The organism is Rhodanobacter sp. T12-5, from assembly GCF_008329435.1.
Classification (GTDB): Bacteria; Pseudomonadota; Gammaproteobacteria; order Xanthomonadales; family Rhodanobacteraceae; genus Rhodanobacter.
Genome location: NZ_NPKN01000002.1, coordinates 377,282 through 398,153, shown reverse-complemented (window position 1 = coordinate 398,153; position 20,872 = coordinate 377,282). Strand labels below are relative to the sequence as shown.

The following is a 20,872-nucleotide window of genomic DNA, read 5'->3' as shown; positions in this document are numbered from 1 at the left end:
CCGTCGACAAGGCGGCGCTGGAAACCCGGAACGGTCATTCTTCGGCGGTTTCCGTGCAAAGTGCAAGCGGCGTACTCTGCGGCTTTCCTTATCGACAACGGGTAACGACACGACGATGGACAGGCAGAGCCAGATCGACAGGGCGCACGCGTTTCGCGACATGCATGATCGCAACTCGATCCTGCTGTTGCCGAATGCGTGGGATGCAGGCAGCGCACGGCTGTTCGCGCAGCGCGGGTTCGCCGCGGTCGCCACCACCAGTGGCGGCGTGGCCTGGTCGCTTGGTTGCGCCGATGGCGAGCAGGCCCCGGTGGCCGAAGTGGTGGCCGCCATCGCGCGCATTACCCGCGTGGTGGACGTGCCGGTGACGGCCGATATCGAGGCCGGCTACGGCGACACGCCGGCGGCGGTGGGCGAGACGGTGCGCGCGGTGATCGAGGCGGGCGCCGTGGGCGTTAACCTCGAAGACGGACGGCACGATGGGTTGCGCGATTGCGCGGAGGCTGCCGAACGGATTGCCGGCGCGCGTGCCGCAGCGACAGCTGCTGGTGTGCCGATCGTGATCAATGCGCGGGTGGATTGCTGGATCACCCCGGCTGCCGACGAAACCGTGCGTTTCGCCGATGCCGTGCGTCGTGCGCGCGCCTATCTGGCGGCGGGCGCGGACTGCATCTATCCGATCGGCCTGGGCGACCCTGCCGTGCTGGCGGCGCTGGTCAAGACGATCGATGCGCCGGTGAACGTGGGTGCACGACCGGGCATGCCGGGCCTGGCCGAACTGGCGCGGATCGGCGTGGCCCGGGTGAGCACGGCCACGCGCTTCGCCGCGATCGCGCTGGGCGCCGTTGATCAGGCTGCGCAAGCCATGCGGGCAAGCGGCGGCTTCGACAGTCTTGCTCCCAGCCTGAGCCATGCGGACGTACAGAAGCTGTTCGTGCATGGCTGAGCGACGCGTCACACTCGACCGCGCGTTCTACCGGCGTGATCCGCGCGAGGTCGCGCCCGCTTTGCTCAACAAGATCCTGCTCAACGCCGATGGCCGCAGCGGGCGCATCGTGGAAACCGAGGCGTATGTCGGCGCGGTCGATCCGGCAGCACATTCCTGGCGTGGCCGGACCGCACGCAACGCGACGATGTTCGGTGGGCCTGGCCTGCTTTATGTGTACTTCACCTACGGCATGCATTGGTGTTGCAACCCGGTTTGCGGCGAGGCGGGAGAGGGCGTCGCGGTGTTGCTGCGTGCCTTGGCACCACTCACTGGGCTTGCGGCGATGCGTGCGGCGCGACCTGCCTGCCGCAACGACCGCGATCTCTGCCGCGGGCCGGCGCGATTGTGCCAGGCACTCGGGATCGATCGCACTCAGGACGGCGTCGATCTGGTCACTGGTGTCGGTGGCTTTCGCATCGTCGACGACGGCACGCCGCCACCCGCCGCGCCCGTGGCGACGCCGCGCGTGGGCATCACCCGCGCGGTCGACGAGCCCTGGCGCTGGTACGTGGCGGGCGACCCGCATGTCTCGCGTCGCTGAATGGCCGGTGACGTTTCCGGTTGCGGCAACATGTCATTGACGGTGGCTTGATCGCGTGGGGTACACCGTGACCCGCATGTCCATTGCGGAGTCCCGCCATGCCGTACCAATCGATCAGCGAATTGCCTGACAGCGTGCGCGACCATGTGCCGAAGCACGCGCAGGAAATCTACATGGAGGCGTTCAACAGCGCCTGGGACGAGTATCGCGACGAGGGCGAACGGCGCGGCGACGAATCACGCGAGGAAGTGGCTCACAAGGTGGCCTGGTCGGCGGTGAAAAAGAAGTACAGCAGGGGCGAGGATGGCGATTGGCACGCCAAATAGCCGGGAATCGGGAGTCGGGAATCGTCAGGGCGTGGCGTGGGGCAGGCCGCGTGCCTCAAGGAAGTTCCGGGCCTCGCCGGCGTCCTGTTCGAACCATGCGCGGGTCGAGCCCAGTCGAAACGAATAGCCCCAGGCATCCATGTCGGCCATCAGCCGTTCGCGTCCCACGCCAGGCAACTGGTCGGCCAGCACGATCTGCAGATAGCAGGTGGCGTCTTCTTCCTCGATCGAGTCGGTGGCGTCGGTATGGACGTCCGGACGTCTGTCCGCCGGCAACACGATCAGGTGGCCGGCTTCATGCAGGAGCGAATGCACGGGCGTGTCGTCGCGTGCGTATACGGTGCTGCCGATGATGCCGGCCTCTTCGTCGCCCCAGAAGCTGCCGGGGATCGGCGTACCGGATGCAACGCGCTGCAGTTGCAGGCCGAAGCGGGCGAGCAGGGCCGCGGGCAGGTCGAAGCCGATCTCGCCCACGCGCATGACGCTGCTGGCCGGATCGGCGGATTCGTGACGGGCGAGAGTGTCGGGATGCATGTGCGTGCGCGATGGACGCAACCGATGAGGCGGTAACGACGCCGGGCGAGGTTTCGTCGCCCGGCGGACAAGCCGGCAGCCAGTGCCGTCGCAGGAAAATTCAACCGGTTTTGGCTTCGCTCCCGGATTCGTTCCTTGCGGTCTGCTTGCCTTCCGGCAAGGTGACCGAGAGCTCCAGGATCTCGTGGCCGCTGTCGCGCTCGAAATTGATGTTGATCGCATCGAGGTCGACGTGAATGTACTTCTTGATCACTTCGAGCAACTCGTTGCGCATCATCGGCAGGTAGTCCGGCGCGCCGCGGGTGGAGCGCTCCTGCGCCACGATGATGCGCAGTCGCTCGCGCGCCACGGTGGCGGTGGCCTCCGGCTTGCGCTTCAGGAAATCAAGAATACCCATCGTGATCAACCTCCGAACACGCGCTGGAGAAAGCCCTTCCTGGGCACGTCGATGAAGCGCAGCGGGCGTTCTTCACCGAGAATGCGGGCCACCGTGTCGCTATAGGCCTGACCGGCATGTGAATCGGCATCGACGATCACCGGGATGCCGTTGTTGGACGCGGTCAGCACGTTCTCCGATTCGGGGATCACGCCGACCACTTCGATGCCGAGGATTTCCTCGACGTCCTTGACGCTGAGCATTTCGCCGATGGCCACGCGGGCCGGGTTGTAGCGGGTCAGCAGCAGATGCTGGGTGACCGGGCCTTCGCCGCGTTCGGCGCGCCGGGTCTTGCTGGCGAGCAGGCCGAGGATGCGGTCCGAATCGCGCACCGAGGAGACTTCCGGGTTGACCACCACGACCGCGTGGTCGGCGAAGTACATCGCCAGATGCGCGCCTTTCTCGATGCCGGCCGGCGAGTCGCACACGACGTAGTCGAAGCCGTCCTCGGACAGGCCTTCGAGCACCTTCTCGACGCCTTCCTGGGTCAGCGCGTCCTTGTCGCGGGTCTGGCTGGCGGCCAGTACGTACAGGTTGTCGTGGCGCTTGTCCTTGATCAGCGACTGCTTCAGCGTGGCTTCGCCGTGCACGACGTTGACGAAGTCGTACACCACGCGGCGCTCGCAGCCCATGATCAGGTCGAGGTTGCGCAGGCCGACGTCGAAGTCGATCACGGCGGTTTTCTTGCCGGCCATGGCCAGGCCGGTGGCGAGCGAGGCGCTGGTCGTCGTCTTGCCGACGCCGCCTTTGCCGGAGGTGACAACGATAATCTCAGCAGTCAAGGGCCCATCTCCGCATGTTTTTGTAATAATTATGGTTTGTAGAGGATCACAACCTGGCGATCAACAGCTTTTCGCCTTCCAGCCAGCATTGCACGGACTGGCCTTCGAGGTCGTCAGGAATTTGTTCGAAGACGCGATAGTGGCCGGCAATCGCCACCAGCTCGGCGCGGAAGTCGGAGACGAAGATGCGCGATTTCTCGTCGCCCTGCGCGCCGGCCATGGCGCGGCCGCGCAGCCCACCGTAGATGTGGATGTTGCCGTCGGCGATCACCTCGGCGCCGTTGGCCACCGCGCCGGTGACGATCAGGTCGCGCTCGCGCGCGTAGACCTGCTGCCCCGAGCGCACCGAGCCGGTCTGGTGCTGGGCGCCCTGGATGCTGCCGGGCGCCGGCGCGGACAGGATCGGCTCGCGTTGCACCGGTGCGGCCGCTTCGGCGCGCACGGCGGGCTCGGTGGCCGGGCTGTTGTTGGCCGGTTCGTAGGCGGCGCGGAATTTCGCGATCAACGGCAGGCCCATGCGTTTGGCCAGTGCCTCGGTCTCGCTGGTGCCGTAGGCCAGGCCGACCGGCAGCATGCCGGCGCTGCGCACCGCTTCGAGCAGCGCGTCGACGGCGCCATCGTCGGGCAGGTCGAGCAGATGGCTCAGGTCCAGCACCACCGCGGCGCGGGCAAACATCTGCGGGGCGGCACGCACGCGGCGTTCGAGTTCGTCGCACAGCGCGGCGGCGTCGACCCGGCGCACGCGCACGCAGGCAATGCCGACCTGGCCGAAGCGCAGGTCGCAGGCGTCGGTTTCATCGATTTTTGCATTCATGAATGCCGTTCTCCGGCAAGGCGGCGTGATTCGGGCGGTTGCGGGCGCTCGCGCTCGGCCAGCCACGGTACGTCCGGCAGGCCGCCGTGGTCGAGCCAGGTTTCGCGGACATAGCCGTAACTCGGCAAGTCCCTGGCCAGCAGGCTCACTTGCGGACCGTCTTCGCCCATGCGTTGCTGGCCGACTTCCTGGAAGCCGTAGGTGCCGTGAAACAGCACCACCACGTCGTCGCGCGGTTCCAGGAACACTTCGCACGCGAGCAGCGGCACGCGCACCTCCGCGTAGCTGTGCACGTCGCAGTAGAAGATGCGGCCCAGTCCGTGGCGACGATAGTTGTTCGCAACCACGATGCGATCGATGTAGACGAACTGCGGGTAGTGCTCGGCAAACCAGCGGTAGTTCGGGCTGTCGTATTCGCCGCCTTCGCGCAGCGCGATCAGGAAGCCGGCCAGGTGACCGTCGATTTCGGCCACGCGGAAATATTCGGCGTGCTCGTGAAAGTAGCGCAACTGTGCGGCGTCGAGGGCGAGGATGGAGCGGCCGGCGGCGTTGTTGAGCGCCAGTACGGCATCCAGGTCGTGCTCGCGCACGTCGCGGATGGCAAGGGCCATTCGTTGCTCCGCAATGGTGGGTACAGGGACAAGGCCCACAGGGCGGCCTTGCACAATGGCCCATTATGGCATGCGCCCGCGGCCGGTACATCCGGGCATTGCGCCGCGCGTGCGGTTTCCGTTGCCTGTGGGCGCCACGCATGGATGGGACGTCCGGGCGGAGGAATACGGGCATGACTTCTCGCGCATTGCGCGAAATCGCCGCGCAGCGAATGATGCGGACATGCGCTGGCCATTCTTCAACCATATCCGTCTGCTCCGCTATGCGGGGTTCTTCACCTATTTGTCGGCCGGCACGCCGCTGGTCACCAATTGGGCTACCGAACGCCTGGATCAGCTGCATCGGCCGAATTTTTCGCTTCTGCTGTGGACGCTGTGCTACCTGATCTTCGGCCTGATGTACTGGTTGTTGACCAGCAACCTCGGTTCGCGTCGGCATCCGGTGCTGAAGCTGCTGGGACTGACCCTGATGACGGGAGCGGCAGTGGCGGTGGGCTGGTACAGCCACAGCGGCCTGTCGGCGATGCTGATGGTGGTCGCCTCGCTGGTGCTGCCATGGCTGCTGCCGTTCTGGCTGGCGACATTCTGGCTGGTGCTGCAGCACCTGAGCCTGGTCGTGGTTTTCGCCGGCTGGCCCGAATACGACCACAGCATTGCGGTGGGTTTCATCCAGGCCAGCATCTACCTCGGCATCTCGGTGCTGGTGTTCATCACCTCGACGGTGGCCAGCCAGCAGGCCGAACAGCGCGAGGCGCAGCGCCGGCTCAACTCCGAACTGCGCGCCACCCGTGCGCTGTTGGCCGAATCCAGCCGGATCGCCGAACGCATGCGCATCGCGCGCGACCTGCACGACCTGATCGGCCATCACCTGACGGCGTTGAGCCTGAACCTGGAAGTGGCCAGTCATCTCACCAACGAGGCGGCCGGAGCGCACGTGCACAAGGCCCAGAGCACGGCAAAGTTGCTGCTGGCGGACGTGCGCGAGGTGGTCAGCGAGTTGCGCCAGGACGATGCGATCGACCTGACACAGGCGCTGCGCAGCCTCACCGAGGGCGTGCCCGGCCTGAGTGTGCATGTGGTCATGCCGCCGCGTTTCAGCGTGGAGGATCCGCGCCGCGCCCAGGTGCTGTTGCGGTGCGCGCAGGAGATCATCACCAATACCGCCAAGCATGCCGGCGCCCGCAACCTGTGGCTCAATTTCGCCTATGCCGGCGAAAGCCTGCTCGGCCTGCACGCGCGCGACGACGGTCGCGGCGCCGAGAAGGTCGAGCCGGGCAATGGTTTGTCCGGCATGCGCGAGCGCCTGGCCGAATTCGGCGGAAGCGTGACGCTGGATACCGGGCTGAGCCAGGGCTTTGCGCTGACGGTCCGGCTGCCGCTGGGCGAGCACACGGCGCTGGCGCATGCGCCGACCCGGTTTGAGCCACCGGCGCTGAATGTGTCGTAATCTTGGTGGTTCGCGCTGGCGTGTAAAAATGCGTTGGCGTTGGCAGTGGCGCGATCGGCCAACTGCCAGCATCACTTCTTCAAATGCATGTATGCCCGAGGATACGCGATGATCTCCGTTTGTCTCGTCGACGACCAGAATCTGGTGCGCCAGGGCGTTCGCTCGCTGCTGGACCTGGCCGAGGATATCCGCGTGGTGGCGGAGTGCGCCGACGGCGCCCAAGCCGTGCTGGACATCCCGCGGATCAAGCCCGACGTGGTGCTGCTGGACCTGCGCATGCCGAACATGAGCGGCCTGGAAGTGCTGCAGGCCCTGTCCGCCCGCAACGAGCTGCCGCCGACCATCATCCTGACCACCTTCGACGACGACCAGTTGGTGCTGCAAGGCCTCAAGGCCGGCGCGCGCGGCTACCTGTTGAAGGACGTGTCGCTGGAGCAACTGGTCGAGGCCGTGCGTACGGTCGCCGGCGGCGGTTCGCTGGTGGCGCCGATGGTCACCCAGCGCCTGATGGCCGGGGTGGCGCGGATGCAGAACCATTTCACCAGCCTGGAGCAGCCCGATCCGCTGACCGAGCGTGAAACCGAGATACTGCGGTTGCTGTCCGGCGGCTACAGCAACAAGGAAATCGCCAATTCGCTGAAAGTCGCCGAAGGCACGGTGAAAAACCACGTTTCCAACATCCTGTCCAAGCTCGGCGTGCGCGACCGCACGCGTGCCGTGCTGAAAGCGCTGGAAATGGGCATCGTCTGAATCCGTCAGGCCCGCTCGGGCTGCCCTAAGGCGTGCCGCCGCCTGCCGCGCCGCAACGAATTTTCGCGGGCGGCCGCAGGTCGCGCAATCAGCCGCAGCGCGCCCTTTTTGGCCTTCCAGAAGCATCGGCATCAGTGGATAGCGTTCCAGCGCGTGAGCAAGTAACATCCGTAGCTTCGGCGTTTGCCGACCCCCTGCCATGACCCTCGGATCAGCCCCTGAGGCAGGCCCGCACGGCGGCCGGGGCGACATCCTTAGGTATGGCGTAGAGACGCTCGGAGAACTCTGGAATGATGCGTGTCCTTGAATTTCTTGTTGCCCTGATCATCGTCGCGGTGATTGGTGTCGTGGCGGCTGTGGTCATGCCAGGCAGCGGCCATGTGGAACGTTCGCTGGTCATTGGCAAGGACATGCGCCAGGTCTATGACGTAGTCGACAATTTCCGTCGCCTGCCGGACTACTCGGTGCTGCGCTCGTATGACAGCAACGTGAAGTTCAATTTTTCCGGCAGCTCCTACGGCCCGGGCGCCGAGGTCAGCTGGACCAGCACCGCGCCGCGGGTCGGCAACGGCTCGCTGACCATCGCCAGCGCAACCCCCGATTTCAGCAAGATCGATGACAACACCAAGAGCGCCAGCGTCGTCTGGAATCTGGACAACAGCTGGCGCGGCCAGGACAAGCATTTCACGCTGGACCTGAAGCGCCAGGGCAGCCGTGGACAGTTGACCGAGGTGACCTGGTCGTACGACGTGGCTTATGGCTGGAATCTGGTGAACCGTTTCGCCAACCTGTACATCCATGGCGATCCCGACGCGTTCATCCAGTTCAGCCTGAACAACCTGCAAAACGTGCTGGCTGCCGTGCCGAACATCGACTACAGCCAGTTGATCCCGTACATCGAGCAGACCCAGCCGACGCCGGTCCTGCTGGTGTCGACCTCGATCGAACGCAAGGAAGGGCTGGACGGGCTGGACGAGGCCGTCAACAAGGCGATTGCCGAGATTCAGGCCGCCGCCAAGAAGCTGGGCGTGAACGTGACCGGGCCGCGGATCCTGTTCACCACCAACTATGGCGACCAGACCTATACCTTCGACGTGGCGTTGCCCATCGATTCGAGCACACTCACGGTCAATGGTCAGAGCGAACAGCTGACTGCACCGACGCCGCTCTCGCTGGATGCGGCGACTGCCGCCGCTGCTGCCACCACTGCGGCACCGGCTGAAGCCGGCAGCACGGCCCAGGCGGCCGAGACCGTAGCCGTAGGCAGCCGCGACCGGTACGGTCGGCTGGTGGTCGACGGCAACGTGCGGGCTACCCTGGCATTTGGCGGCGCCGCCCTGAAGGGCGTGTGGAACGGCACTTTCGCCGGCGTGCCGCAGACCCGCGACATGCTCAAGGCCTATGCGCAAACCCACGGCTACAAGTTCGATGACGTGGTCAATCGTTCGTACGACATTCAGACCAAGGTCGGCGACAACATCAACACCTACAGCCAGTACGACATCTACCTGCCGATCACGGACGCTCCGGCGCAGACGCCCGAGCAGGCTGCCGGCATGCAGCCGCCGTCCCTGGAGGAAGCCCCCGAGGCTGCTCCGGCGGCCACCGGTTCGGCTCCTGCGCCGGCCAATAGCAGTGCTGCGCCGGCCAATAGCAGTGCGGCTCCGGCCGAAGCGGCCAGCGCCAACCAGTAAGTTCGCGAACCCGGTTCAGCGCCGATCGTGAAACCGAAGGCCCTTCCGGTGAGGAAGGGCCTTTTGTTTGGGAACCGAGGGAAGGCTCGCCCGCCTCCGTCCCGAGGAGCGGGCGTCGCCTTGCCGGGAGCATCGACAGGACGAACCGTTCGAGGATCTTGCGGTACATTGCGAGGAGTCACCGACGCGACGAACCGCCCTTCGGCCACCGACCGCGCACCCCGCTCCAACCTTTTCCGGACATGATCGAAACCGACCAGCTCACCCGATGCTATGGCAACCTGACGGCAGTGGATGCGCTCAGCATCCGCGTCGAGCCCGGCCAGGTGCTCGGCCTGCTGGGTCCCAATGGCGCCGGCAAGTCCACCGCGATGCGCATGATCGCGGGGTTCCTGGTGCCCACTTCCGGCACCGCGCGAGTGTGCGGCCACGACGTCAGCCGGGAACCGCTGAAGGCGAAGCGCGCGCTCGGCTACCTGCCCGAAGGCGCGCCGAGCTATGGCGAGATGACGGTGCGCGAATTCCTGCAGTTCATCGTGCGCATGCGTGGCCTCAAGGCCGAAGCCGGCTATCGGCGCTTCGAGGCGGTGGCGCAGCAATTGCAACTGGAGGAAGTGCTGGGACTGTGCATCGACACGCTGTCGAAGGGCTTGCGCCGGCGCGTCGGCCTGGCCCAGGCGATCCTGCACGATCCGCCGGTGCTGATGCTGGACGAGCCCACCGACGGCCTCGATCCGAATCAGAAGCACGCGGTGCGCCAGCTGATCGACGTGATGGCGCGCGAGCGCACGATCCTCATCTCCACCCATCTGCTGGAAGAGGTGCACGCGCTGTGCAACCGGGTGGTGATCATCGCGCGCGGCAAGCTGTTGGCCGACGCCACGCCGGCCGAGCTGGAGGCGCGCTCGCGCTATCACGGCGCGGTGTCGTTCAGCGCGCCCGGCAGCGGCATGTCGCAGGAGATGCTGGGGCGGTTGCCGCAGGTGGCTTCGATCGAGATCGATCCGCTGGATGGCCGCATCACCGTGTTCCCCAAGCCCGGCGAACGCATCCTCGATCCGGTCGAGAGGTTGCTGCGCGAGCAGGGCCTGGAAGTTTCGGAGATCCAGCTCGAGCGTGGCCGATTGGACGAGGTGTTCCGCCAGATCACCACGTCCGGCGACGGTGCGGACGGCTTCATCGGGGGCGCCGCATGAGCCCGGTCAGCGCCGTGTTGCGGCGCGAATTGCGCAGCTACTTCGTGACTCCGGTGGCGTATGTTTTCCTGGTGATCTTCCTGGTTCTGGCCGGCATCCTCACTTTCTACGCCGGCGATTTCTACGAGCGCGGGCAGGCCGACCTGCAACCGTTCTTCGTGATGCACCCGTGGCTGTACCTGATCCTGGTGCCGGCGATCACCATGCGCATGTGGGCGGAGGAGGCCAAGGGCGGCACGCTGGAGCTGCTGCTGACGCTGCCGCTGACGCTGTGGCAGGCGATGCTCGGCAAGTTCTTCGCCGCGTGGCTGTTCATCGGGCTCGCGCTGGTGCTGACGTTTCCGATCTGGATCACCGTCAATTACCTGGGGTCGCCGGACAACGGCGTGATCCTGGCCGGCTATCTCGGCAGCTGGCTGATGGCCGGCACCTTCATCGCGATCGGCGCCTGCCTGTCGGCGTTGACCCGCAGCCAGGTGGTAGCCTTCATCCTGACCGCGCTGGTGTGCGTGCTGCTGATCCTGGTCGGGCAGCCGCAGGTGCTCGACTTCTTCTCCGGTACCGTGCCACGAAAATTGATCAATGCGGTGGCGCACCTGTCCATGCTGCGGCATTTCGAGGCGATCGCGCGCGGCGTGCTGGACATGCGCGACCTGGTGTACTTCCTGCTCAGCATGGTCGGCTGGCTGGTCGCCGGCGTGCTGCTGCTCGACCTGAAACGGACGCGCTGACGCATGCGCCGCCTGCGCCTTCCCTCCCGCATGAGCGAACCGCTGCGCTTCAGCCGGCGCACCCTGCTTTATGGCGGGCTGGTGTTGCTGGTGCTGGTCTTCGTGCCCCTCATCGTGGCCAGCAGCCGCTGGCTGCATGCTTCGCGGATCGATCTGACCACCGATCAGCTGTACACCCTGACGCCAGGGACCGTGCACATCGTCGATACGCTGCAACGACCGCTGCGACTGACCCTCTATTTCTCCGATCATGCCACCCGCGACCTGCCGCAGTTGCGCAGCTACGAGCAGCGCGTACGCGAAATGCTGCAGGAGATGGTGGCGCGCTCGCACGGCACGATCCGCCTGCAGATCGTCGACCCGGTGCCGTACTCCGACGACGAGGCCAGTGCCGAAGGCAGCGGGCTGACCGCGGCGAACGGCGGCAGCAACGGCGAACGGGTGTTTTTCGGCCTCGCCGGCAGTGCCATGTCAGGCGGCCTCGAAGCGGAGGGGGCGGAAGAGCGCGTGCCGGAGAGAAGCCTGGCGATCCCGTTCTTCGATCCGTCGCGCGAGGCATTCCTCGAGTACGACATCGCCAAGCTGCTGTACGAACTGAACCAGACCAGCAAGCCGCCGATCGGGGTGATCAGTTCGCTGCCGGTCGATGGCAATCCGGTGCTCGGACAACAGCCATGGACGGTGATGCAGCAGATCGGCCAGCTGTTCGACGTGAAGATGCTCGACGCGGCCAGCCTGCAGCATGTCGACGACAGCATAAAGGTACTGCTGCTGATCCAGCCCCGGCAGCTGCCGGTCGACGCGCAATACGCGATCGACCAGTACGTTCTGCGTGGCGGACATCTGGTGGTTTTCGTCGATCCCGACGCGGAGCTGGACGGCACGCCCTACGGCGCCGACAGCACGACTTTCCCCGATCACAGCTCGGACCTGCCGCGCTTGTTCGCCGCGTGGGGCGTGCTCTACGACCCGCGCAAAATCGTGCTGGACCGTGCCCGCGCGCTGCAGATCGAACTGGGCGGCAGCAGCCTCAATCACCCGGCGATGCTCGACCTCGGCGCGCAGGAGCTCAACCGCAACGATGCCGTCACCGCCAGCCTGCAGCGGATCAACGTGTCCACCGTCGGCTATTTCGACCTGGCGCAGGATGCGCGCACGCGCCTGATCCCGCTGCTGCAGAGCAGCCGCGAAGCGGAGGTGGTGCCGACCCAGCGCGTGCTCGATGCGAGCAACGATCCGACCACGTTGCTGCAGGGTTACCAACCGGACAACAGCAACTACGTACTGGCGGCGCGCCTGCGCGGCACGTTCGACAGCGCCTTTCCCGAGCGCGCCAATCAGCCGGGATATCGCGCCCGTTCGGCGCCGAATGCCGAAGTGATCCTGGTCGCCGATACCGACCTGCTCAGCGACCGGCTCTGGGTCGAGCCGCAGAACCTGCTGGGCCAGACGATGATGCAGGTGTTTGCCAACAACGGCGACTTCGTCACCAACCTGGTCGACAACCTCAGCGGCTCGTCCGCCTTGCTGTCGATCCGCGGTCGCTCCACCTCGCAACGGCCGTTCACGCGCGTGCAGGCACTGCGCAACGTGGCCGACCAGAAATTCCTGCAGAAGGAGCAGGAGCTGGAGCAGGAGCTGGCCGATACCCGGCGCCGGCTGGACGAACTGCAGCCTGCCAAGGGCAGCCGCGGAGGCACCGTCACCGCCGAACAGCGCCGCGAGATCGAGCAGTTCCGCCAGCGTCAGCTGGCGATCAACAAGGAACTGCGCGAAGTGCAACACCAGCTCAACGCCGAGATCGACGCGCTCGGCCTGCGCGTGAAGGTCATCAACATCGTGCTGGTGCCGGCGCTGCTGGTGCTGATCGGCCTGCTGTACGGCTGGCGCCGCACGCGCCACAGCCGCGCGCGGCGGTGACGGCGGCAATCTGTCGCAACCTCGCGCCGCGGCGGCGGCAGACTCAGGGCGTGCGCGGCATTATGCTGGGCAGTCGCCGGCGCCTGCCGGCGTGGATCGAGCGGCTGGTAGCGTCATCGTGATCGCAACGTTGTTGAAATGGATCGTGCCGTGGGAGTTTTCGTGGGTATTCCTCGCGAGCTTCGTGCTGACCTGCGTGCTGTATCTGCGCGGCAGCCGCCGGCTGCCGGTGAGCTTCAGCCGCAAGCTGGCATTCTGGACCGGCATGGCGATCATCTACCTGTCGCTGCACACCTACCTGGATTACTACGCCGAGCATGAGTTCTTCATGCACAGGATCCAGCAACTGCTGCTGCATCACCTGGCGCCGCTGCTGATCGTCACCGCGTTCCCCGGCACGGTGCTGCGCGCCGGCCTGCCGTTGGCCTGGCGGGTACGTCTGCTGCAACCGCTGCGCCGTTCCTGGCCGTGGCGGATCGTCAGCGGCGTGCTGCTGAATCCGACCGTGGCGACGTTGTTGTTCATTGCCTTCATCCTGATCTGGCTGATCCCGTCCATGCAGACGCTCGCCATGCTGGACTGGCGCATCTACCGCTTCATGAACTGGAGCATGTTGGTCAGCGGTTTCGCGTACTGGTCGCTGGTGCTCGACCACCGGCCGCATCCGCCGGGGCGGATGACCGCCGGGCTGCGCGTGCTGTCGCCGGCGATCACCATGACGCCGCAGATATTGGCTGGTGCGATCATCACGTTCTCCAAGACCGACCTGTACCCGATCTTCGAGATCTGCGGCCGCGCGTTCACCTTCAACGTGCTCACCGGGCAGTTGATCGGCGGCGTGATCATCTGGGTGCCGTCGGCGCTGCTGGAATCGATCGGTGGGCTGATGGCGCTGCGCCAGTGGCTGCGACTATCGCGCAACGGCCGCCTGCCGCGCCGGCCGCCGCGCAAGTCCGGCACGCGGCGCACATCCACGGTGGTCGACACGGGAGTGCCGGATTGAACTTCGCGCCGGGTCAGTGACCGCTGTCGTGCGGCATGGCGCCATGTTCCATGGGTGGCATGGCGTGGTTCTCGCCGGCATCCATGGCGTTGGCCGGACGAGCGATGAAATCGGTGGGCAGGGTGCTGCCGTCGGTGAAAGTGAGCGTCAGCTTTACCGTGTCGCCCGGTTTTACCGGTGCGCTGGCCTGCATCAGCATCAGGTGATAGCCGGCCGGCGCCAGCACCGCCTTGCCATGCGCCGGCACGGTCAGCGCATCGACCATCGTCATGCGGCTCATGCCGCCCGCGGTCGAGCTGTGATGCAGCATCACGTCGGCATATACCGTGCTGCTGGCGCCGCTCAACGCGACCGGTTGATCGCCATCGTTTTCCAGCGTGACGTACGCGCCGGCCGGCAGTGTGCCGGGCAACACGCGGATCCATGCGTGACTGGCATGCACATGTTCGGCGGCGGTGGCGTGGACGCCGCCGGCCAGCAGCAGGCTGCCGAGCAGAAACGAAAGAGCGGACGGCTTCATTGGCTGGCTCCGGTGGCAAGCAACAGGTGCAGGTCGTGCACGAGATCGTCCCGCGAAGCGGAAGGCGTGGCCAGCAGCCGTGCCTTGCCGTCGCGATCGAACACGTAGATCGCCGAACTGTGGCTGACCTCGTAGGCGCCATCAGCCGAGCTGGGTTCGCGGGTGAACGCTGATCGGTAACGCTTGCTCAACGCCTCGACCTTGCGCGCGTCGCCGACCAGGCCCACGGCGCGTGGGTCGAACGCCTTGACGTAGGCGTGCATCACCGCAGGCGTGTCGCGCGCCGGATCGACGCTGACGAACAGGATCCGCGCGCCATCGGCCAGCGGACCCAGCCGCTGCATCACCACGTGCAACTGCGCCAGGGTCAGGGGGCAGACGTCGGGGCAATGGGTGTAGCCGAAGTACAACAGCACCACCTTGCCGCGGTAATCGGCGCCGGTGACGGCCTTGCCGTTGTCGTCGGTGAGATGGAAATCGAGGTCGGGCATGTGGCCGCTGATATTGGTCAGCCGGAACGGCAGCGGCGCATCATGCTGGCAGCCGCCGAGCAGCAGACCGGTGACGAGCAGCAACAGCAGCAGGGTGGCGCGCAGCCGGTGACGGGGCTTCATGCGAGAATCCGGAATCTTCATCCGTTCAAGCATACGACACCGACCGCGCCCCCGGGTTCGTCGGCCAGGGGATTCGAGCACGATGCGACAAACTGTCAGCACACGCATGGGTCTCCTGATCGGTCTGGCCGGCGCCAGCGCCGTGCTGCTGGGCGCATTCGGCGCACACGCCCTGCGCGGCGTGCTGGATGCGCAGAGTCGAGAGCTGTGGCAAACGGCGGTGAACTACCACGTCTGGCACGCGCTGGCATTGGTTCTGGCTGCAGGGTTCGGACGTGGCCGCAGCGGGCGTTTCGCAATCGCGGCGTTCGCGCTCGGCATCGTGTTGTTCAGCGGCAGCCTGTATGCGCTGGCGCTGGGTGCACCACGCTGGTGCGGCGTGATCACGCCGTTCGGCGGACTGGCTTTCGTCGCGGGCTGGCTGGCGCTTGGGTGGACGTTGCGCACGCGTAACGTTTAGGTCTTGCGGGCGTCATCGAACGTCATGCCGGACTGCGATGGTCCCGGCATGAACGTGCAGATCGCCCTTCGTCATCGGTTCCGTGTCGCGTGGCCGCCTGGTGGTTTCTTTGGTGGCCTGCGCACCGCGGGCGTCATTCTGTTCGTGCTGTCGTCGCTCGGCCTGTGGTGGTCGTGGTCGCCGGCAACCGATGTCGCGACAGGAGTGGTGCCAGCCAGCCAGTTGGTGCGCTGGCAGGACGCCAGTCATGACTGGTTGCTGGTGGTCGATCCATCGACGCGGGAGCTGGTTGTCTACGACGCGCGCGATGGCCGTCCGCTGGACCGGTTCGGCACGGATGACGGAATGCCGCGAGTGAAGTCGATCGCATTGCGCGGGCCGTGGCTGTACGTGACCGGCCAGTCGCATGCGAGGACCCGTTTGCTCCGACTGCCCGAACTGCAGGCGATGGCCGCGACCGCCGATTGACGGCTTGCAAAGCCGGCCGTCGCCGCCGATCTGGTGACCTCGCCCGACGCGTTTACAATGGGGTTTTGCCGGAATCCCCAGATGAAGCCTTTTGGCACCCCTGATTCCCCTCATGCATTGCGCGTCCTGCTGCTCGGTGCGGGCGAGCTGGGCAAGGAGGTGGCGATCGAGCTGCAGCGCTACGCGGTCGAGGTGATCGCCGTGGATCGCTACGCGAACGCGCCGGCGATGCAGGTCGCCCATCGCAGTCACGTCGTCGACATGCTCGATGGCAAGGCGCTGCGCGCGGTCATCGAGCGGGAAAAGCCCGACCTGGTGGTGCCGGAGATCGAGGCGATCCACACGGCGACCCTGATCGAGCTGGAGAAGGAAGGGCAGCGGGTGATTCCCACGGCTCGCGCGGCGTGGCTGACGATGGACCGCGAAGGCATCCGCAAGCTGGCCGCCGAGGAACTGCAGCTGCCGACCTCGCCTTATCGCTTCTGCGACGACGAAACGCAGTATCGCGAAGCGGCCGCCGCGATCGGCTATCCGTTCGTGATCAAGCCGGTGATGAGCTCATCCGGCAAGGGCCAGAGCGTGGTGCGCAGCGCCGACGAGCTGCAGCATGCATGGGACTACGCGCAATCCGGCGGACGCGCCGGCAGGGGCCGGGTGATCGTCGAGGGCTTCGTCGATTTCGACTACGAGATCACCATGCTCACCGTGCGGCACACCGACGGCGTGAGCTTCTGCGCGCCGATCGGTCATCGCCAGGAGGACGGCGACTACCGCGAATCGTGGCAGCCGCAACCGATGAGCGATGCCGCACTGGCCGAGGCACAGCGGCAGGCCGCGGCGGTCACCGGCGCGCTGGGCGGCTGGGGCGTGTTCGGCGTGGAATTTTTCGTGAAGGGCGACGCGGTGATCTTCTCCGAGGTCAGTCCGCGGCCGCACGACACCGGCCTGGTCACCTTGATCTCGCAGGAGTTCTCCGAGTTCGCGCTGCATGCACGGGCGATCCTCGGCCTGCCGATTCCGGTGATTCATCAGTACGGGCCGTCGGCGTCGTGCGCCGTGCTGGTGGAGGGCGACGGTGCCGGGCCACGCTATCACGGCGTGGCCGACGCGCTGGCCGAGCCCGATACCCAGCTGCGCATTTTCGGCAAGCCGGAAGTGAAGGGACGCCGGCGCATGGCCGTGACGCTGGCCCGCGCCGATTCGCTGGAAGCGGCCGTGGGCAAGGCGGTGCGCGCGGCGGGGAAATTGCGCATCGAGTTGTGAGGCTCCTGTGGGAGCGGCTTCAGCCGCGATGCTTGTCCGACAAAAGCATCGCGGCTGAAGCCGCTCCCACAGGGCTTTGCGATAGGCTTTACGGGCCGAGCCGTACACCGATCCACACATGAAAGCGTTTTGACGAGGGGAAACACGATGGAATCGACGGGTTTTGCGCACTGGCTGGTCGTGCTGGTGGAAACATTTGCGGTGCTGTTCGTGTTGTTGCTGGTACTGTTCGTGGTGGTGGTGCTGGCGACCTGGGTAGTCGACCGCAACCAGACCGGCAACGCGGTGCTGCGCAACTTCCCGATCATCGGCCATTTCCGCTACTGGTTCCTGCATCTGGGCGAATTCTTCCGCCAGTACCTGTATTCCAGCGATCGCGAGGAAATGCCGTTCAACCGCGCGCAGCGCACCTGGGTGTATCGCGCCGCCAAGGACGTCGACAACACCAGCGCGTTCGGCTCCAGTCGCGACCTGCGCGCCGAGGGCGTGCCGTTCTTCGTCAATGCAGCCTTTCCCGACCTCGGCACGGATCACCTCGCGCCGGTGCCGGTGACGATCGGGCCGTATGCGCGCGAGCCGTACAGCCACGCCGCATTCTTCAATATTTCCGCGATGAGTTTCGGCGCGCTGTCGGCTCCGGCGGTGCGCGCGCTGTCGCGCGGCGCGGCCAAGGCAGGCATCTGGATGGATACCGGCGAGGGCGGGTTGGCGCCGTATCACCTCGAAGGCGGCTGCGACATCATCTTCGAGATCGGCACCGCCAAGTACGGCGTGCGCACGCCCGAGGGCAAACTCGACGACGCCAAGCTGTTGGCAATCTGCGCGCACAAGCAGGTGAAGATGGTCAGCATCAAGCTGGGCCAGGGCGCCAAGCCCGGCATGGGCGGCCTTCTGCCCGGTGCCAAGGTCACCGCCGAGATTGCCGCGATCCGCGGCATTCCGGTCGGCGAGGATTCGCAGAGCCCGAACCGGCACCTGGACATCGGCAACGTGTCGCAGCTGATGGACAGCATCGGGCACATCCGCGAGCTCACCGGCAAGCCGGTCGGCTTCAAGGCGGTGCTCGGCGGGGTGGAGTGGATCGGCGAGCTCTGTGATGAAGTGCACAAGCGCGGCATCGCCAGCGCGCCGGATTTCATCATCGTCGACGGCTCCGAGGGCGGCACCGGCGCGGCGCCGCAAACCCTGATGGAAGGCGTCGGCCTGCCGCTGCACGAGGCGCTGCCGGCACTGCTCGACATGCTGATCGTCAAGGGTCTGCGCGAGCGCATCAAGGTGGTCTGCTCGGGCAAGTGCATCACCGCCTACGACGTGGCATGGGCGCTGTCGATCGGCGCGGACTTCGTCAACTCCGCGCGCGGCTTCATGCTGGCGCTGGGCTGCATCCAGTCATTGCAGTGCAACCGCAATACCTGTCCCACCGGCATCACCACGCAGAACCCGAAACTGCAGCGCGGCCTGGTGGTGACCGACAAGAGCGAGCGGGTATTCCACTACGCGAAGAACGTGATGAAGGAAGTCGGCATCATCGCGCAGCTGCGGTGTCAGCGAATCGCGTCAGCTCAACCGCGGACATTGCCGCGTGGTCGGCGACGACGGGCTGTCGATTCCGCTGGAGAAATTGTTTCCGTATCCGCAGGCAACGGTGCAGGCTGCCGTCGAATGACCACATGCGCGAGGCAGAAGCCTCGTTCTAGGTCATCACCGCCCAACCCTCGGCAGTGCGTACCTGCAGCGGCTTGAAGCGGCGCTTGTAATCCATCTTCGGATGGCCGTCGATCCAGAAACCCAGATACAGCCACGGGATGCCGCGGCGACGTGCCAGCTGGATCTGTTGCAGGATCGCGCAGGTGCCGAGGCTGCGGGTAGTCTCGGCAGGGTCGAAGAACGTATAGACGGCCGACATGCCGTTCAGGCACACATCGGTCACTGCCACCGCAAGCAGGCGCTCGGCCAGGCGCAGTTCGAGGAACACGGTCGGGCTCCACGGCGCAGTGAGGAAACGCCGGAAGTCGCTGGCTTCCGCATCGTCCATGCCGCCGCCGGCATGCCGGCTCTGCAGGTAGCGTTCGTACAGTGCATGGCGCTCGCGGTTGTAGCCGGGGATCGATTCGCTGACGACAAGGTCGACGTTTCGCCTCAGGCAACGCCGCTGTGCGCGGTTCGGCTGGAAGTTCGCCACGTCGATGCGGCACGGCGTGCAGGCATGGCATTGCGGGCAATGCGGAAAATACAGATGGCCGCCAGCGCGGCGGAAGCCGCGTTCCAGCGCCGGGCCGTACAGTTGATCGAGCTGCGGTGCGGCCGGATCCAGCACCAGGTTCTGCGCGACGCGATCGGCATAATAGCCGCACGCGTGGGGCAGCGTCTGGAACAGGCGGACTTGGTCGGAGCGGCTCATCCGCTGATTCTATGCCCGAGCGGCGGGGCCCTGCACCATCGGCTGTCAGATCACGTGGAGATAACGCAGCGCCACCATCGCGAAGGCGGCCAGCACCAGCAGCAGCACGACGCGCCGCACGCGATCGACCGTGTGTTGCCGCCGCATGGCCGGCGTGGGGTTGCGCGCGGCAGCCAGTTCCTCGCCATGGCGGATCACCGGCTCGATCCCTATTTCGCGCAACAGCGTCCGCGCCCGGGTGTAGTCGTCGGCATGGGTGACCCACACCTGTGCCCAACTGCCGCGGTCGTCCTGCCGCTGCGAGTAGCTGAAACGCTGCCACGTCGAACGGTTGTAGTTGGAACGATTGGCCACGCTGGCCTCGATGCCGTGTTCGGCCATCAGGGCGACCACGCGGTCGACGTTTTCCTGGCGGGGGGAGGTATAGATCTGGCGCATGGGCGAAGTTTACGCGATCGGCTCAGTCGCCGCGGATGCGGATCAGGCCTTCCTGCGCGGTGGACGCCACCAGCCTGCCATCGCGGCTGAAGATCTGTCCGCGCGCGAGGCCGCGGCCACCCTGTGCGGTAGGGCTGTCGAACGAGTACAGCAGCCATTCGTCGACGCGGAACGCGCGGTGGAACCACAGCGCATGATCGAGGCTGGCCACCTGCACGTTGTGGGTGAGGTAGGAAATCCCGTGCGGCAGCATGGCGGTGCCGATCAGGTGGAAGTCCGATGCGTACGCCAGCAGCGCGCGATGCAGGATCGCCGCATCGCTGATCGGCGAGGTCAGCTTGAACCAGATGTGCTGGATCGGGGGCCGCTTGGCCGGGTGGCGTTCGTCGCGCGGCCACACCTGGCGGAACTCGAACGGGCCGTCGATGCCGAGCCAGCGCTGCAGTTTCACCGGCAGCCGCGCCAGCTCATCCGGCGGCAGCGGGTGCAATGGCTCGATGTCTTCCGGTGCGGGCACTTCGGGCATCGATGTCTGGTGTTCGACGCCGGCTTCCGGCACCTGGAACGAGATCGAACCGTTCAGGATCGGCTGGCCGTGCTGGATCGCCAGCACCCGTCGCGACGAGAACGTGCCGCCATCGCGGGCGCGCTCCACGCTGTACACGATCGGCGCCTCGATATCGCCGGCCCGCAGGAAATAGGCGTGCAGCGAGTGCGCCTCGCGCTCCGGGTCGACCGTCTGTTGCGCTGCCGCCAACGCCTGTCCCAGCACCTGTCCGCCGAACACGAAGCGGGTGCCGATGTCGCGGCTCTGGCCGCGGAACAGGTTGTCCTCCAGTCGTTCGAGTTGCAGCAACTCGACCAGTTCGGTGACGTGGTCTTCGCTCATGGCGTGTCCTTGCGAGGGTTCGCCAGTATAGCGGCGGCATGAGCGC

23 protein-coding genes and 1 pseudogene are annotated in these 20,872 nt (G+C 66.0%); 14 read left to right on the top strand and 10 right to left on the bottom strand.

The genetic code is table 11. The features are described from left to right. Positions 1-115: 115 nt before the first annotated feature. From CIW53_RS06000 to chaB, 3 genes are all read left to right on the top strand, one after another. Positions 116-946 (top strand): isocitrate lyase/phosphoenolpyruvate mutase family protein, encoded by an 831-nt coding sequence (locus tag CIW53_RS06000; protein ID WP_149363777.1) that lies wholly within the window; start codon positions 116-118, stop codon positions 944-946. Then, positions 939-1,529, top strand: coding sequence for a DNA-3-methyladenine glycosylase (locus CIW53_RS05995; protein ID WP_149363776.1), 591 nt, complete (start codon positions 939-941; stop codon positions 1,527-1,529). Before CIW53_RS06000 ends, CIW53_RS05995 begins: the two co-directional genes overlap by 8 nt. Before the next feature lie 98 nt (positions 1,530-1,627). After that, a complete protein-coding gene (gene chaB / locus CIW53_RS05990; protein WP_149363775.1) occupies positions 1,628-1,855 on the top strand; it encodes a putative cation transport regulator ChaB in 228 nt (75 codons plus the stop codon). Between the two features lie 24 nt (positions 1,856-1,879). Here the strand turns inward: chaB and CIW53_RS05985 are convergent, their stop codons facing one another. The 5 genes from CIW53_RS05985 to CIW53_RS05965 all read right to left on the bottom strand — a co-directional run bounded on the left by CIW53_RS05985 (position 1,880) and on the right by CIW53_RS05965 (position 5,032). Continuing rightward, positions 1,880-2,389: a hypothetical protein gene (locus CIW53_RS05985; RefSeq protein ID WP_149363774.1), complete on the bottom strand. Its 510-nt coding sequence runs from the start codon at positions 2,387-2,389 to the stop codon at positions 1,880-1,882. Between the two features lie 100 nt (positions 2,390-2,489). Next, positions 2,490-2,786, bottom strand: a complete 297-nt coding sequence (minE, locus tag CIW53_RS05980; RefSeq protein WP_149363773.1) for a cell division topological specificity factor MinE — start codon at positions 2,784-2,786, stop codon at positions 2,490-2,492. 5 nt (positions 2,787-2,791) lie between these two features. Beyond that, complete coding sequence (gene minD / locus CIW53_RS05975; RefSeq protein ID WP_149363772.1) at positions 2,792-3,607, bottom strand: septum site-determining protein MinD; 816 nt, start codon at positions 3,605-3,607, stop codon at positions 2,792-2,794. 46 nt (positions 3,608-3,653) lie between these two features. After that, positions 3,654-4,421 carry a septum site-determining protein MinC gene (gene minC / locus CIW53_RS05970; protein ID WP_149363771.1) on the bottom strand — a complete coding sequence of 256 codons (768 nt, stop codon included), beginning with the start codon at positions 4,419-4,421 and terminating at the stop codon, positions 3,654-3,656. After that, positions 4,418-5,032, bottom strand: coding sequence for a GNAT family N-acetyltransferase (locus CIW53_RS05965; protein ID WP_149363770.1), 615 nt, complete (start codon positions 5,030-5,032; stop codon positions 4,418-4,420). Before CIW53_RS05965 ends, minC begins: the two co-directional genes overlap by 4 nt. Before the next feature lie 223 nt (positions 5,033-5,255). Here CIW53_RS05965 and CIW53_RS05960 point away from each other — a divergent pair, with 223 nt between their 5' ends. The 7 genes from CIW53_RS05960 (at position 5,256) to CIW53_RS05930 (ending at position 13,773) form a co-directional block, all read left to right on the top strand. Further along, the gene (locus CIW53_RS05960; protein ID WP_149363769.1) at positions 5,256-6,479 is read left to right on the top strand and encodes a sensor histidine kinase; all 1,224 of its coding nucleotides are present in this window, start codon (positions 5,256-5,258) and stop codon (positions 6,477-6,479) included. Between the two features lie 108 nt (positions 6,480-6,587). Then, complete coding sequence (locus tag CIW53_RS05955) at positions 6,588-7,229, top strand: response regulator transcription factor (protein WP_149363768.1); 642 nt, start codon at positions 6,588-6,590, stop codon at positions 7,227-7,229. Positions 7,230-7,519: 290 nt separating this feature from the next. Then, the gene (locus CIW53_RS05950; RefSeq protein WP_149363767.1) at positions 7,520-8,923 is read left to right on the top strand and encodes a polyketide cyclase; all 1,404 of its coding nucleotides are present in this window, start codon (positions 7,520-7,522) and stop codon (positions 8,921-8,923) included. Positions 8,924-9,165: 242 nt separating this feature from the next. Further along, entirely contained in the window at positions 9,166-10,119 is a 954-nt protein-coding gene (locus tag CIW53_RS05945) for an ABC transporter ATP-binding protein (protein WP_149363766.1), read from the top strand. After that, positions 10,116-10,850, top strand: coding sequence for an ABC transporter permease subunit (locus tag CIW53_RS05940; protein WP_149363765.1), 735 nt, complete (start codon positions 10,116-10,118; stop codon positions 10,848-10,850). Before CIW53_RS05945 ends, CIW53_RS05940 begins: the two co-directional genes overlap by 4 nt. Before the next feature lie 3 nt (positions 10,851-10,853). Then, the gene (locus CIW53_RS05935) at positions 10,854-12,770 is read left to right on the top strand and encodes a Gldg family protein (RefSeq protein WP_149363764.1); all 1,917 of its coding nucleotides are present in this window, start codon (positions 10,854-10,856) and stop codon (positions 12,768-12,770) included. Positions 12,771-12,888: 118 nt separating this feature from the next. After that, positions 12,889-13,773 (top strand): cytochrome c oxidase assembly protein, encoded by an 885-nt coding sequence (locus tag CIW53_RS05930; RefSeq protein WP_149363763.1) that lies wholly within the window; start codon positions 12,889-12,891, stop codon positions 13,771-13,773. Between the two features lie 13 nt (positions 13,774-13,786). Here the strand turns inward: CIW53_RS05930 and CIW53_RS05925 are convergent, their stop codons facing one another. Further along, positions 13,787-14,293 (bottom strand): copper chaperone PCu(A)C, encoded by a 507-nt coding sequence (locus tag CIW53_RS05925; protein ID WP_149363762.1) that lies wholly within the window; start codon positions 14,291-14,293, stop codon positions 13,787-13,789. After that, complete coding sequence (locus CIW53_RS05920) at positions 14,290-14,907, bottom strand: SCO family protein (RefSeq protein WP_149363761.1); 618 nt, start codon at positions 14,905-14,907, stop codon at positions 14,290-14,292. The genes CIW53_RS05925 and CIW53_RS05920 overlap by 4 nt, the downstream gene beginning before the upstream one ends. 82 nt (positions 14,908-14,989) lie before the next feature. On the opposite strand from CIW53_RS05920, the gene CIW53_RS05915 reads away from it, so the two are divergent. The 4 genes and pseudogenes from CIW53_RS05915 to CIW53_RS05900 all read left to right on the top strand — a co-directional run bounded on the left by CIW53_RS05915 (position 14,990) and on the right by CIW53_RS05900 (position 18,764). Then, positions 14,990-15,367 (top strand): DUF423 domain-containing protein, encoded by a 378-nt coding sequence (locus CIW53_RS05915; protein ID WP_149363760.1) that lies wholly within the window; start codon positions 14,990-14,992, stop codon positions 15,365-15,367. Between the two features lie 48 nt (positions 15,368-15,415). Then, entirely contained in the window at positions 15,416-15,835 is a 420-nt protein-coding gene (locus tag CIW53_RS05910; RefSeq protein WP_172969597.1) for a hypothetical protein, read from the top strand. 81 nt (positions 15,836-15,916) lie between these two features. Further along, positions 15,917-17,098 (top strand): formate-dependent phosphoribosylglycinamide formyltransferase, encoded by a 1,182-nt coding sequence (gene purT / locus CIW53_RS05905; protein WP_149363759.1) that lies wholly within the window; start codon positions 15,917-15,919, stop codon positions 17,096-17,098. Between the two features lie 147 nt (positions 17,099-17,245). Beyond that, a pseudogene (locus CIW53_RS05900) lies at positions 17,246-18,764 on the top strand (FMN-binding glutamate synthase family protein). A gap of 27 nt (positions 18,765-18,791) precedes the next feature. Here CIW53_RS05900 and CIW53_RS05895 read toward each other — a convergent pair. Genes CIW53_RS05895 through CIW53_RS05885 form a run of 3 tightly spaced genes read right to left on the bottom strand, consistent with a single transcriptional unit; the run spans position 18,792 to position 20,826 of the window. Next, positions 18,792-19,499: an arginyltransferase gene (locus CIW53_RS05895; protein WP_149363758.1), complete on the bottom strand. Its 708-nt coding sequence runs from the start codon at positions 19,497-19,499 to the stop codon at positions 18,792-18,794. A gap of 45 nt (positions 19,500-19,544) precedes the next feature. Then, positions 19,545-19,937, bottom strand: a complete 393-nt coding sequence (locus CIW53_RS05890; protein ID WP_149363757.1) for a DUF2007 domain-containing protein — start codon at positions 19,935-19,937, stop codon at positions 19,545-19,547. A 22-nt stretch (positions 19,938-19,959) separates the two neighbouring features. Then, on the bottom strand, positions 19,960-20,826 hold the full coding sequence (locus CIW53_RS05885; RefSeq protein WP_149363756.1) for an acyl-CoA thioesterase II: 867 nt from the start codon (positions 20,824-20,826) through the stop codon (positions 19,960-19,962). Positions 20,827-20,872 lie beyond the last annotated feature (46 nt).